The sequence below is a fragment of the Amycolatopsis lexingtonensis genome (genome assembly GCF_014873755.1).
Taxonomy (GTDB): domain Bacteria; phylum Actinomycetota; class Actinomycetes; order Mycobacteriales; family Pseudonocardiaceae; genus Amycolatopsis; species Amycolatopsis lexingtonensis.
The window spans coordinates 10,182,438-10,195,369 of the sequence record NZ_JADBEG010000001.1 but is presented as its reverse complement, the minus strand read 5'-3'; the positions used below and the strand labels follow the sequence as shown (position 1 = coordinate 10,195,369).

The following is a 12,932-nucleotide window of genomic DNA, read 5'->3' as shown; positions in this document are numbered from 1 at the left end:
ACGGCTTGAGATGGGAAATATCCGGGTACTAGCTAGTGTTGTTTCCACTGGCAGCCGTCGCCCGCCGAAGGGTCAGGGCCGGTCCATGGGCGCCGCCTTCACAAGCCGCGCAGGGTTCGACTCCCTCGGTTGCCGCCGACATCCGTGAATGCCACATCCACGGACTTAAGGTCCCTCAATGTGGCATTCACGGCTTTACCCGACCGGGATGTCCCGGCGCCGCAACGCGATCAGGCCGACGGCGCCGGCCGCGCCCGCGATCAGGACCAGCCAGAGCACCGGCGGCAGCGAGAACGTTCCGCCCGGCAGGCGCGCCAGGTGCTGGAACGGCGAAATCCCCAGCACCGCGGGACTCCACCGCAACGCCGTCCCCACCAGCGACAGCAGCAGGAACGCCCCCAGCAGCCCCCACGCCGCCGCGGCGAAGCGCGGGGCGAAGCCGATCAACGCCACCGCCAGCCCGGCCAGCACCCACACCGCGGGCAGCTGGGCCAGCGCCGCCGGGACCAGTGACGCACCCGTTCCGTACGCCGCGCCGGTCGCCAACCCCGTGACCGCCAGCAGGAACGTCGAGCCCAGCACCGCGAACAGCCCGTGCGCCGACGCCCAGCCGAGCCGCCCGACCGCCGTCGCCAGCACCGGTTCCGCGCGGCCCGCCGCCTCCTCGGCACGCAGCTTCAGCGTCGCCTGCACCGCGTAACCCGCCGCCGCCAGGCCGAACAGCGTCATCGTGCCCGCCAGGTACGCGTCCGTCACCGCGCCACCGCCGCCCACGCGGGAGAACACCTCCGCGACGGCGGGGTTGTCGCGCATCATGCCCGTGACGTTCTGCGCGACCCCGCCCATCAGCAGCCCGATCAGCGCGAGGCAGCCGGTCCAGACCACGAGCGTCCCCCGCTGCAGCCGCCAGGCCAGCGCCCACGGCGAGCGCAGCGACGCCTTCGCCGTCGCCCGGCCCAGCCGGGCCGGGAGCAGCGCCGCGCCGAGGTCCCGCCGCGCGGACAGCAGAACCGCCGCCGCGAAGAACAACACGGTCGCGAAAACGCCCAGCGCGAGGACCCACCACCGCTCGCCCGCGAACGGCCGCAGCCGGTGCGCCCAGCCGATCGGCGACAGCCACGCGAGCCACCCCGCCGAGTCGCTGCTGTCCCCGGCCGCGCGCAGCAGGAACGCCAGGACGAGCCCGCCGATCCCGATCCCCCGCGCGCCGCTCGCACCCCATGTCAGCTGCGCCGCGACCGCGCCGACCCCGGCGAACACCCAGCCGCACAAGGAAAACCCGAGCCCCAGCGCGAACGCCCCCGCCACCGGAACGCCTTGCGCGGCCAGCCCGGCACCCACGAGCAGGCCGTAGCCGAGGCTCGCCCCGCACGCGGCGAGCACCGCGGCCGCCAAGCCCGCGTGCCGCCCGACGACGGTCGCGCCGGTCAGCTCCCGGCGACCGGCCTCCTCCTCGGTCCGGGTGTGCCGGATCACCGTGAGCAGCGCGATCAGCCCGGCCACGACCGGGACGAACCCGCACTGCCAGGCGAGCAGGTTCCCCACCGACGAGCCGTAGAGCGGGCCGTTGCGGACCACGAACGTCGCACTAGCGGCGTTGAGGTCGTAGAAGTGCTGTCGCGACGCCGCGTCCGGGTACGCCGCCTCGATCGAGGACAGGTATCCCATCGGCGCCGCTGTCAAGGCGACGATCCACAGTGGCATCAGCAGCCGGTCGCGGCGGAGCACCAGCCGCAGCAGGGCGAAGGTCCCGGTCATCGCACCGCTCCGACCGGCTCGTAGTGGCGGAGGAACAGCTCCTCGAGCGTCGGCGGGCGGCTGACCAGGTTCCGCAGCCCGGCTTCGGCCAGGTGCCGCATCACGTCGTCCAGCGCGGGCTGGTCGACGGACAGGTGGACGTGCGAGCCGTACGTGCTCAGGTCGTGGACGCCCGGCAGCGACGCCAGATCCGCCGGCACGTGCGCGAGCGACGCGTCGATCGTGATGCGGCCGAGGTGCCGCAGCTCGTCGAGGGTGCCCGACTCGACGGTGCGGCCGGCCCGGATGATCGTGACGCGGTCGCACAGCGCCTCGACCTCGGACAGGATGTGCGAAGAGAGCAGCACCGTCCGGTCGCCGCGGGCTCGCTCCTCGTCGACGACCTGCCGGAACGCCTCCTCCATCAGCGGATCGAGCCCGGACGTCGGCTCGTCGAACACCAGCAGCTCCACATCGGACGCCAGCGCCGCGACGAGCGCGACCTTCTGCCGGTTGCCCTTCGAGTACGTCCGGCCCTTCTTGCGCGGGTCGAGGTCGAACCGCTCGATCAGCTCCGCGCGCCGCTTGACGTCGAGGCCGCCGCGCAGCCGGCCGAGCAGGTCGATGACCTCGCCGCCGGTGAGGTTGGGCCAGAGGGTGACGTCGCCCGGCACGTACGCGAGCCGCCGGTGCAGCCGCGTCGCGTCGGCCCACGGGTCGCCGCCGAGCAGGGTGGCGCGGCCGCCGTCGGCCCGCATCAGCCCCAGCAGGACGCGGATCGTCGTGGTCTTGCCGGCGCCGTTGGGCCCGAGGAAGCCGTGTACCTCGCCGGTGTGGACGGTCAGGTCGAGCCCGTCGAGGGCTTTCGTCCGGCCGAACGCCTTGGTGAGGCCGTCCGCGGTGATCGCTTCGGCCATCGTCATTCCTTCCGTTGGTACGCGGCCAGCGCTTCGCGGGCCTTTTCGAGGACTTCGGTGGTGGCGAGCGGGTTCAGGAACAGGTGCCCGGCGGCCGCTGACATCCGCAGCATCGCCTCGCTCGTGCCCGGCTCCTCGCCGAGCGCGCGGGCGACGTGGTCCTGCAGGATCATCAGCCCGCCGGTCATCGCGGCGAGCGCGGCGGCGACGCCCCGCGGGTCGGGCACGTCCATGCCCTGCTCCCGGAAGTAGCGTTCGGTTTCGTCGACGATCTCCACGAACTGCACCGCCGCGGCTTCGGAGCCGTCGATCATCGCGCGCCCCAGGTACCGGCGGTACAGCAACTGGCGGGCGTCGAACGTCGGGAGGAACCCCGGGTTCGCGGCCCCCTTCGCCAGTACGTCTTCCTTGAACTTCATTAGCTCGTCGAAGACGTAGCTGTCACAGGCCTCGCGCAGGCCGTCCTTCGAGCCGAAGTGGTGGCGGATCAGCCCGCCCGACACCCCGGCTTCCTCGGCGATGTCCAGGATCGACGTCTTTTCCATGCCGCGTTCGGTGAACAGCCGGATGGCGGCGTCGCGGATCCGGGCCCGCGCGGTGAGGTCTTCGGTGCTCATGCGTGTCCTATACGTGCGTGTAGTCGACTACATGTGAATGTAGTCGACTACACGCACATATAGCAAGGCGGCACTTTCACGTGAAAGTGCCGCTTCGGGTTGCCGCCTAACCGGTCAGCCCACTAGGCCATTCGGCTCGCAACCAATTGCGGTCTTTGGGCTAACTGTCTTATTGCTGACGAAGATCCCACACGGTGTACTGCTCGGACGCACATCTTCACGAAGGGTCGTTTCAGTGACACAGCACAGATCGCGCTGGAGACGGCGGGCCGGGATCACCGTCCTCGCCACCGCACTCGGCGCCTCCGTCCTCGGCGTCGCCGTTCCCGTGGCGTCCGCCCAGCAGGCGCCGCCCTCGACCGGCGCGGCCGACGGCAAGACCCTCGACGAGCACGACCGCGCGCTCGTCGCCGAAGCCGAGAAGGCCGGCAAGCCCGAAGTCACGCTGCTGATCGCGGCCGAGAAGGGCCAGACCGGCGCGGCCGTCGACCAGCTCAAGGCGCTCGGTGGCGTCGTCCAGTCCACCGACACCAAGCTCGACTACGTCAAGGTCACCATCCCGCCCGAGAAGGCGGAGAAGGCCGCGAAGCTCAAGGCGGTCAACGCCGTCGACGTCGACGGCCTCATCATGCGCGACGACCCGAAGCCCGACGGCGCGACCACCCCGCTGCCGCAGCCGGCCCCGGGCAAGGACACCCCGCGCGTCAACCCGTACCTGCCCACCGGGGACACCTACGCGGCGCAGTTCGGCCAGGTCCTGCCCAACTGGGACGGCAAGGACACCACGGTCGCGGTGCTCGACTCCGGCGTCGACCTCGACTCCCCCGCGCTGGCCACCACCAGCCACGGCGAACGCAAGATCGTCGACTGGTACAACGCCAACGCCACCAACTCCGGCGACGGCACCTGGGTCAAGCAGTCCACGCAGACCTACACCGGCACCTTCACCGCGAACGGCAAGACCTGGACGGCCCCGGCCACCGGCGGCCCGTACACGTTCGGCGTGTTCGGCGAGACCGCGGGCGACCTGGGCGGCGCGGACAGCGAGACCGGCGGTGACATCAACCGCGACGGCGACCGCGCCGACTCGTGGGGCGTGCTGCTCGACCCGGCGACCAAGGAGGTCCGGGTCGACCTCAACGGCAACGGCGACTTCACCGACGAGAAGCCGATGACCGACTACGCCAAGAAGTACGACTACGGCTTCTTCGGCACGGACAACCCGGCGACCGACGTCGCCGAGCGGATGGCCTTCGTGGTCCAGACCGACAAGCCGGGCTACGTCGGCATCGGCATCGCCGGCGCCGAGCACGGCTCGCACGTCGCGGGCATCGCCGCCGGCAACGACCTGTTCGGCGGCAAGATGGACGGCGCGGCCCCGGGCGCGAAGCTCCTGGCGGTCAAGGTCTGCCTCACCGGCACCGCCTGCACGTCGTCGGGCCTGATCGACGGTGTCGTCTACGCGGCCAGCCACGGCGCCGACGTCATCAACATCTCGATCGGCGGCCTGCCGGCGCTCAACGACGGCAACAACGCCCGTGCGGAGCTCTACAACCGCACGATCGCCGAGTACAACGTCCAGATCTTCATCTCGGCCGGCAACAGCGGCGCCGGGGCGAACACCGTCGGCGACCCGTCGGTGGCCACGGACGCGATCTCGGTCGGCTCGTACATCACCAAGGAGACCTGGCTGTCGAACTACGGCTCGGTCACCAAGAACGCCGAGTCGCTGCACCCGTTCTCCTCGCGCGGCCCGCGCGAGGACGGCGGCTTCAAGCCGGACATCATCGCGCCCGGCGCGGCGATCGCGACCATCCCGCGCTGGGAAGCGGGAGGCCCGGTGGCCGGTACGTACGGCCTGCCCGCGGGCTACGCGATGCTGCAGGGCACGTCGATGGCGTCGCCGCAGGCGACCGGCGCGGCGGCACTGCTGGTGAGCGCGTACAAGGCGACGCACAAGGGCCAGCGGCCGCCGGTCGCGCAGCTGCGCTCGGCCATCAAGTCGACCGCGCGGTTCGTGCCGGGCATCGGCGCGTACGCCCAGGGCGCGGGCCTGTTCAACGTCCCGGCCGCGTTCGTCGCGCTGTCGCTGAACCCGAAGCCGGACGCCGTTTCGACGTCGGTCGAGGTGCACACCGCGCTGTCGGGCCTGCTGGCCACCCCGAACACGGGCGTGGGCATCCACGACCGCGAAGGCGTGACCACGGGCAAGTCCTACACCCGCACGTACACGATCACCCGCACCACGGGTTCGGCGCAGCCGGTGCCGTACTTCGCGCGGTGGACCGGCAACGACGGCACGTTCTCGTCGAAGTCCACGGTGGTCCTGCCGCTGAACACGCCGGTGAAGTTCGACGTCAAGGTCGACCCGAAGACCGCGGGCGCCCACTCGGCGGTGCTGAACCTCGACAACCCGCTGACCATCGGCATCGACGTGCAGACCCTCAACACGGTCTTCGCGCCGCAGGAGTTCACTGCGGACAAGGGCTACCAGGTCGACGTGTCCGGCAAGATCGCCCGCAACCAGGCGACCAGCTACTTCGTGCGGGTGCCGCAGGGCGCCAGCGCGCTGAAGGTCGACCTGGACGCCGGCGCCGGCGCCCCGGGCAAGGGCCAGGTGCGGTTCCTGCGCTACGACCCGACCGGCGTCCCGGCCGAGGCCAGCACGTCCACGACGTACTGCTACCTCCCCGACGCGGGTGCCGGCTGCCCCGGTGGCACGCCGACCAGCCGCACGATCGCCAACCCGCTCCCGGGCGTGTGGGAGATCGTCGTCGAGGCGCGCCGGACGTCCGATGTGGCCGACGCGGCGTACAAGCTGTCGGCTTCGGTGCTGGGCACGGCGATTTCGCCGAACCCGGACACCATCGCCTCGGCCACGCTGGGCGCGCCGATCGCGCGGTCCTACACCGTGACGAACACGCTGGGCGCGTTCACCGGAAAGCTGAACGGCGCCACGCTGGGCAGCGCGAAGGCGGCGCGGCCGTCGATCGGCGAAGGCGCGCAGCAGCAGTACCAGATCGCGGTGACGCCGGGCTCGACGTCGCTGACGGCCACGATCGGCAAGACGTCCGACACCGGCGCCGACCTGGACCTGGTGCTGTACAACTGCACGACCGGCTCCTGCGTGCAGGCGGCGGTCAGCGCGGACGGTGACTCCGAGGAGTCGGTGACCGTGGCCAACCCGGCCGCGGGCACCTGGGTCGCGCTGGTCGACGGGTACGCGGTGCCCGCCGGCACGACCGAGTTCGACTACCTCGACGTGTTCACCAACCCGGGCTTCGGCTCGGTCGCGGTGACCGACGCCAACGCGGCGCACGCGTCGGGCAGCTCGTGGACGGTCCCGGCGACGGTGACGGTCAACGCGGCCCCGGCCGCCGGCCGGACCCTGCGCGGTCAGCTGACCGTGCAGACCGACACCGGTGTCACGGTCGGCTCCTCGCTGGTGCTGATCAACGCCGTGAGCTAGTCCCGCTCAACGGAAACCGCCCTGGGTTCGCCCGGGGCGGTTTTCGTTGTATTGGTGGGTTTCCGACGCAAGTTTGCGTATGTGCGGTGAAGTGTTGCCCTGGTTCGGGGCGGGTCCGTATGGTCTGGAACATGCGCCGGATTTCGACGTTCTTCGCCGCGCTTCTTTTGCTGGCGGCCACTTTGCCGGGTGCCGCGCACGCGGCCTCGCTGTCTTCCCGGACCCACCTCTTCTACTACCCCTGGTACGGCGGCAGTTCCACCGGTTACCGGCACTGGACGCAGGGCGGCCACACGCCCCCTGCCGACATCGGCGCGAACTTCTACCCGGTGCTGGGGCCGTACGACTCCGGTGATTTCTCCGGTGCGGTCGAACAGCACATGCGCTGGATCGAGCAGTCCGGCGCCGGGGTGATCGTGTACAGCTGGTGGGGCCAGGGGTCCTATGAGGACGGTCTGGCGGCCGGCGTGCTGGAAGCCGCGGCCCGGCACGGGATCAAGGTCGCGTGGCACCTCGAGCCCTACAGCGGGCGGACGGCGGCGTCCACTGTGGCCGACGTTAACTACATCCTGGGGCGGTACGGTTCGAGTCCCGCCTTCTACCGCGAAGGCGGCCGCGGCGCGTTCTACGTCTTCGAGAGCCTGCGGATCACCGACTGGACGGCACTGGACCAGGTCCGCTCGTCGGCGATCGTGCTGGCGCAGACGACCGACACGAGCAAGGTCGCGCACTTCGGCGGGATGTACACCTACGACGCGATCGCCGGGGCCACCGCACCGGGCTGGCGCGAGGCCGGCGAGTACTGCGAGGCGAACGGGCTCGTGTGGGCGCCTTCGGTGGGTCCCGGGTACGTCGACGACCGCGCGGTGCCGGGCAACACGACCCCGACCCTGTCGCGCGACAACGGCGCGACCTACGACCGCGAGTGGCAGAACGCGCTTTCTTCGCAGGCCGACTGGGTTTCGGTGACGTCGTTCAACGAATGGCACGAAGGGTCGGTCATCGAGCCCGCGCGGTCTTCGCCGCCTGCTGCCGGGTACGAGACGTTCGCCGGGGCCTACGGAACGTCTGGGGCGGCTTCGGAGACCGCTTACCTGGACCGGACCCGCTACTGGACGGCTCAGCTGGGCGGACCGCCGCCCGCGTCGGTCAACCTGGCGCAGGGGCGGCCGGTCACCGCGAGCGGGTCGCAGGCCCGTTGACGGCGCGCCCCAATGTGGCCTTCGGTGCGTCACACGCACCCAAGGCGGCCTTCGGTGCACCAGACGCAACCAAGGCCGCCTTGGGGCGCCAGACAACACCGGGCGGCCGTCCGAAGTGGAGGCTTACGCCTCCTGAGCCCGGCTGACGAACGGCGCCGGGTCGGCGAGCACGCGGTGCACGACCCGGCCCGCCGCCCCGAGCGTCGCGGCGTCGCCGCCGAGGCGTGAAGCCGTCAGCACCGGGGGTGCGCCGCGGAGACCGCCGAGGCGGGTGGCCAGTACCTCCGACACCGGGCCGGACAGCCACGGGTACAGCTGCGTGAACACCCCGCCCAGCACGATGCGGTCGAGGTCCAGGAGGTTCACCGCCGACGTCAGGGCGATGCCGAGGGCCTTCCCGGCGGCGTCGCACGCATCCCGCGCCGCGCGGTCGCCGTCCGCCAGTGCCGCCACGAACGCGGGGAGCGTCGGCGCGTTTCCGGCCGCCAGCAACGCTTCCTGGCCCGCGAAGGTTTCCAGGCAACCGCTCCCGCCGCAGCGGCAGAGCGGGCCCTGGGGTGCGACCACGACGTGGCCCAGCTCGCCGGCCAGGCCGCGGGCGCCGGCGAACAGCGTGCCGTCGACGACCAGGCCGGCGCCGATGCCGACTTCGCCGGAGACGTAGAGGAAGTCGCGTTCGCCGTCGCCGTACCAGAGCTCGCCGAGGGCCGCGAGGTTCGCTTCGTTGTCCAGCTCGACCGGGATCGGCAGGCGCAGCAGGTCGGCCGGGCGGACGTCCTGCCAGCCGAGGTTGGGCGCGCTGAAGAGCACGCCGTCGCCGACCGGGCCGGACACCGCGAGCACCGCGCCCGCGACCTCGAGGCCGAGCCGGTGGGTCTCGGTGAGCGCCTCGGTGGCGAGCGCCTGCAGCTCACCCAAGACCTTCTTCGGCCGCGAACCGCGGTTGTCGCGTTCGCGGCGGGCGGCGAACCGGACGCCGCCGGTGAGGTCGAGCACGCGCACGGCGAGGTAGTCGACGTTGATTTCGAGCCCGAGCGACGCCACGCGGGCCCCGCTGAGCACGACTTCCACGCCGGGACGGCCGCGTTCGCCCGCCCGGGCCGGCCCGGTCTCGGCGAGCAGCCCCGCGTCGACCAGGTCGCCGACCAGCTTGCTCACCGTGGACTTGGTCAGACCGGTGACCTCGGCGAGCGCGGCGCGGGTAAGGGCGCCGCCGCGGTGGACCGCGCCCAGCACGACCTCGAGGTTGCGGGCGCGCATCTCCTCGTGCCGCACGGCCTGGGTCATCTGTCCCCTCCTGCTGTGCACTTTAACCGGCCCCCTTGACGCCCGGGACCCCACGGCGCATATTTAGTCTACAACGTGAACTAAATGAAGGGACAGTCATGGACGACTACGCCCCCCGGCCGGCCGACAAGTTCACCTTCGGCCTCTGGACCGTGGGCTGGCCGGCGAACGACCCGTTCGGGGTCGCGACGCGGCCGCCGCTGGACCCGGTGGAGAGCGTCCACCGGCTGGCGGAGCTGGGCGCGTACGGCGTGACCTTCCACGACGACGACCTGCTGGCCACCGAGCCGGACCGCGACAAGGCGATCGAGGCGTTCCGCAAGGCACTGGCCGAGACCGGCCTGAAAGTGCCGATGGCGACGACGAACCTGTTCACCCACCCGGTGTTCAAGGACGGCGGCCTGACCAGCAACGACCGCGATGTCCGCCGCTACGCGCTGCGCAAGGTCCGCCGCAACCTCGACCTGGCGGCCGAGCTGGGCGCCGAGACGTACGTCGTGTGGGGCGGCCGCGAGGGCGCCGAGTCCGACGCCGCGAAGGACGTCCGGGCGGCGCTGGACCGCTACAAGGAGGGCCTCGACCTCCTCGCGGACTACGTCGTCGAGAAGGGCTACTCGCTGCGGTTCGCGCTCGAGCCGAAGCCGAACGAGCCGCGCGGCGACATCCTGCTGCCAACGATCGGGCACGCGCTGGGCTTCATCTCCCAGCTGGCGCGGCCGGAGATGTTCGGGCTGAACCCGGAGGTCGGGCACGAGCAGATGGCGGGCCTGAACTTCGTGCACGGCATCTCGCAGGCGCTGTGGCAGGGCAAGCTGTTCCACATCGACCTGAACGGCCAGCACGGCCCGAAGTACGACCAGGACCTGATCTTCGGCCACGGCGACGTGAAGAGCGCGTTCTTCCTGGTGGACCTGCTGGAGAACGGCGGCTACGAGGGTCCGCGGCACTTCGACTACAAGCCGCTGCGCACGGAGGACCCGTCCGACGTCTGGGTCTCGGCGGCGGCGAACATGCGGACCTACCTGATCCTGAAGGAGAAGTCGGCGGCGTTCCGGGCCGACCCGGAAGTGGTCGAGGCGCTCGCCGCGTCCCGGGTGCCGGACCTGTCGACCCCGACGCTGGCCCCGGGCGAGACGTTCGACGACGTCCTGAACGACGACTTCGACGTGGAGGCGGCGGCCCAGCGCGGGTACCACTTCACCCGGCTGAACCAGCTGGCACTGGAGCACCTGCTCGGCGTGCGGTAGCAGGCTCGATCGCTCTCGGACACCGTCTGTGTCCGAGAGCGATCCGGCAGGTGGAGACCTTCTTTTTGCTTCACACTAGGTGACCTCTTGCAGCTGTCCGTAAACTTGGCTGCATGACAGAGGGGGATCCGGCAACCGACGAGCCCGCGGTGACCGCCTGCGCAAAAGCAGTCGGAGCGCGGACCGGCACTCTCCGCGAGTTCGATCGGGCGTTCGTCAGGGCGACGGTTTACGGTCGTCGTCCGGCCCGGCCGGGGGCCGAGGTGGTCGAAGTCAGCGAACGCGGGACGTGGACGTTCGTCTTCTCCACACCCCAGCGGCTCGCTGCGCACTTCGGCGACTGCGACGTCTTCGCGACCACCGGCGCCGACCTCCTCGCCCAGCTCCCGAGGGCCATCGGGGTGATGCTCGATCCCGACGACGACCACCGGATGCCAGTGGTGGACCGGATGGTGCCGCCGGAGGTTCTCGCCACGCTGCGCCGGCGGGCCGAGCGGTGACCTTGGACGGGCCGGGCTTCCACGTCGACGTCGACGCCCTCCAAGGTGCCGCTGCCGGTATCGCGCAGACTGTGCACGACCAGGAGACGTTCGCTCTTCGCGGTTTATGCGGCGAGGCCAAGCTTTACGGCCACTCCGGCCTGCACGACGCCCTCGCGGACTTCTGCGCCCGGTGGAGTCAAGGCCTCGACAAACTGAGCGAGGACGCAGAAGCCATCGGGGATTGCCTGGCCCACGTCGCCGGCGTCTACCGCGACACCGACGAAGCCGCGGCGGCGCAGATGCGAGTGGATCCCGGAACCGCGGCGGTGGACGACTGATGGCCGAGCTGGGTGAGACTTCGGACCCACGTGCGCTGGTGCCAGGCGATCCGGCCGCGATCGAGGAGAACGCCCGGGTGCTCCGCGACCGTTCCGAAGCCACCGCGCGGGTCGGTGACGGACTCGGCAAGATCGACACCGGTTCCTGGACTGGTCCGGCCGCGACGCAGTTCCACGACAAGTTCAGCTACGAGCCCGCCAAATGGCTCGCGGCTTCGGATTCGTTCGACGCGGTGGCCGAAAGTTTGACCAGCTACGCGCAGACATTGCGCTGGGCGCAAGGACAGGCCAACGACGCCATCAGGCAGTGGTCCCAAGGCCAGGCGGCAACGGCCGAGGCGAAGGACCGCTACACACAGGACGTCGCCGACGCCGACGCCGAGAACCGGCGACGCGCAGCCAATGGTGACCCGGCGCGCGTGACGGCCGCGCCATTCTCGGATCCGGGCGAGGCGATCCGGCAGGCAGCGCGCGAAACACTCGGCCGGGCCCGCCAGCAACTCACCGAAGCCGGAGATCGCGCAGCCACGACCACCGCCGACGAGGCAGGCGGCGCACCGACCGCCACCGATTGGCTGGACGACGTCGGTGGCTTCTTCGCCGACTTCGGCGAAGGCACATGGAACGCCTTCAAGGGTTTCGGCGAGGGAGCGTGGAACCTCGTCCTCGCCGTCGGCGACCCCGGCAATCCCGACCATGAGGGACTGACCGACATCGCATCCGCCGCATGGCACAACATCACCCATCCGGTGGATTTCGGCAAGCAACTCATCTCCTGGGACGACTGGGCCGATCACCCGGGCCGGGCAACCGGTCAGATCGTCGGTGGCCTGCTCATCGGCGGGGCAGCGGCAAAAGTGCTCAAGGGCGCCCGTGCCGGGGAAAAGCCGGAACCCGTCAAAGGACGGCCGCCGGTGAAGGCGAAGCTTTCGGAGTACTTCGATCCGGGTGGCTCCCCGCCCAAAGCGACCGAATTGGGGCGATTCGCCGAGGAGCAAGGATGGACGAAGCAGCAGACCCCGAACGGCCCACCGAAGTACGTCGACGACAATGGCGTCGTCAGGATGACGCTCAAGCAAGGCAGCAGCCGTGCCCCGGGAAGCGAGAATCCGCACGTCGAACTGCGCAACGCGGACGGAGTTCGCGTCGACCCCGAAGGAAATCCAGTGAACCGGAAGAGCCCCGGCAACCACACGCCGATCACTTGGGACCAGTGAGCTCATGAAGAATTACACCGAATTCGCCGACCTGGCGCACGTCTACTTGGAGGACAGTTACGTCCTCGGCATCGACGAAGCTCCTGAGTCTCTTTCCTTCACGCTGGACATCGTCCTCACCCCGCCGCACCCGCGGTATCACGATCCGGCATCCGGTGAACAACACTGCTACGCCGCCGCTGTGCTGACCATCGCGGGTGTCCGGAAGATCGAGTGGCTCAGTCGATCCACGCAGACCTACCGGGACGCCACCGGCGAGGAAGACCTCGGCAACATCGACAGCTTCCAGTACCACGACGGCCGCTACGAGATTGCCGGCGACTGGGGCCACGTCCGGGTCCACTCACCCGCCGAACCGCGGGTCACCTTCCCCGAAAAGCCGTAAAGGCCACATGAGGGACCAAGTGTCACTCATGTGG

The 12,932-nt window shown here is 70.5% G+C and carries 11 protein-coding genes; 7 read left to right on the top strand and 4 right to left on the bottom strand.

Annotated elements, in window-relative coordinates:
• Positions 1 to 195 precede the first annotated feature (195 nt).
• From H4696_RS46855 to H4696_RS46845, 3 genes are read right to left on the bottom strand one after another with little or no spacing between them, the layout of a single operon-like run.
• Positions 196 to 1,758: an ABC transporter permease gene (locus H4696_RS46855; protein ID WP_192782920.1), complete on the bottom strand. Its 1,563-nt coding sequence runs from the start codon at positions 1,756 to 1,758 to the stop codon at positions 196 to 198.
• The gene (locus H4696_RS46850; protein ID WP_169735173.1) at positions 1,755 to 2,654 is read right to left on the bottom strand and encodes an ABC transporter ATP-binding protein; all 900 of its coding nucleotides are present in this window, start codon (positions 2,652 to 2,654) and stop codon (positions 1,755 to 1,757) included. The genes H4696_RS46855 and H4696_RS46850 overlap by 4 nt, the downstream gene beginning before the upstream one ends.
• A 2-nt stretch (positions 2,655 to 2,656) precedes the next feature.
• Complete coding sequence (locus tag H4696_RS46845; RefSeq protein WP_086864559.1) at positions 2,657 to 3,271, bottom strand: TetR/AcrR family transcriptional regulator; 615 nt, start codon at positions 3,269 to 3,271, stop codon at positions 2,657 to 2,659.
• Between the two features lie 235 nt (positions 3,272 to 3,506).
• On the opposite strand from H4696_RS46845, the gene H4696_RS46840 reads away from it, so the two are divergent.
• A complete protein-coding gene (locus H4696_RS46840; protein WP_086864560.1) occupies positions 3,507 to 6,740 on the top strand; it encodes a S8 family serine peptidase in 3,234 nt (1,077 codons plus the stop codon).
• 131 nt (positions 6,741 to 6,871) lie between these two features.
• A complete protein-coding gene (locus tag H4696_RS46835) occupies positions 6,872 to 7,942 on the top strand; it encodes a glycoside hydrolase family 99 protein (RefSeq protein WP_211299817.1) in 1,071 nt (356 codons plus the stop codon).
• Between the two features lie 123 nt (positions 7,943 to 8,065).
• Here the strand turns inward: H4696_RS46835 and H4696_RS46830 are convergent, their stop codons facing one another.
• Positions 8,066 to 9,229: an ROK family transcriptional regulator gene (locus H4696_RS46830; RefSeq protein ID WP_086864562.1), complete on the bottom strand. Its 1,164-nt coding sequence runs from the start codon at positions 9,227 to 9,229 to the stop codon at positions 8,066 to 8,068.
• Positions 9,230 to 9,327: 98 nt separating this feature from the next.
• Between H4696_RS46830 and xylA the strand changes: the two genes are divergently transcribed.
• The 5 genes from xylA (at position 9,328) to H4696_RS46805 (ending at position 12,898) form a co-directional block, all read left to right on the top strand.
• Positions 9,328 to 10,476, top strand: coding sequence for a xylose isomerase (xylA, locus tag H4696_RS46825; protein ID WP_086864563.1), 1,149 nt, complete (start codon positions 9,328 to 9,330; stop codon positions 10,474 to 10,476).
• A gap of 263 nt (positions 10,477 to 10,739) precedes the next feature.
• Complete coding sequence (locus H4696_RS51425) at positions 10,740 to 10,976, top strand: SseB family protein (RefSeq protein WP_158104418.1); 237 nt, start codon at positions 10,740 to 10,742, stop codon at positions 10,974 to 10,976.
• Entirely contained in the window at positions 10,973 to 11,296 is a 324-nt protein-coding gene (locus tag H4696_RS46815; RefSeq protein ID WP_249027220.1) for a hypothetical protein, read from the top strand. The genes H4696_RS51425 and H4696_RS46815 overlap by 4 nt, the downstream gene beginning before the upstream one ends.
• A complete protein-coding gene (locus H4696_RS46810; protein WP_086864565.1) occupies positions 11,296 to 12,513 on the top strand; it encodes a WXG100 family type VII secretion target in 1,218 nt (405 codons plus the stop codon). The genes H4696_RS46815 and H4696_RS46810 overlap by 1 nt, the downstream gene beginning before the upstream one ends.
• Before the next feature lie 4 nt (positions 12,514 to 12,517).
• Positions 12,518 to 12,898: a hypothetical protein gene (locus H4696_RS46805; RefSeq protein ID WP_086864566.1), complete on the top strand. Its 381-nt coding sequence runs from the start codon at positions 12,518 to 12,520 to the stop codon at positions 12,896 to 12,898.
• The last annotated feature ends 34 nt before the right edge of the window (positions 12,899 to 12,932 follow it).

Bases quoted from the DNA above. Each gene is read 5' to 3' on its own strand.
- H4696_RS46850 (WP_169735173.1), bottom strand. From the start codon at position 2,654: ATGGCCGAAGCGATCACCGCGGACGGCCTCACCAAGGCGTTCGGCCGG.
- xylA (WP_086864563.1), top strand. From the start codon at position 9,328: ATGGACGACTACGCCCCCCGGCCGGCCGACAAGTTCACCTTCGGCCTC.
- H4696_RS46805 (WP_086864566.1), top strand. From the start codon at position 12,518: ATGAAGAATTACACCGAATTCGCCGACCTGGCGCACGTCTACTTGGAG.
- H4696_RS46845 (WP_086864559.1), bottom strand. From the start codon at position 3,271: ATGAGCACCGAAGACCTCACCGCGCGGGCCCGGATCCGCGACGCCGCC.
- H4696_RS46810 (WP_086864565.1), top strand. From the start codon at position 11,296: ATGGCCGAGCTGGGTGAGACTTCGGACCCACGTGCGCTGGTGCCAGGC.
- H4696_RS46855 (WP_192782920.1), bottom strand. From the start codon at position 1,758: ATGACCGGGACCTTCGCCCTGCTGCGGCTGGTGCTCCGCCGCGACCGG.
- H4696_RS46835 (WP_211299817.1), top strand. From the start codon at position 6,872: ATGCGCCGGATTTCGACGTTCTTCGCCGCGCTTCTTTTGCTGGCGGCC.
- H4696_RS46830 (WP_086864562.1), bottom strand. From the start codon at position 9,229: ATGACCCAGGCCGTGCGGCACGAGGAGATGCGCGCCCGCAACCTCGAG.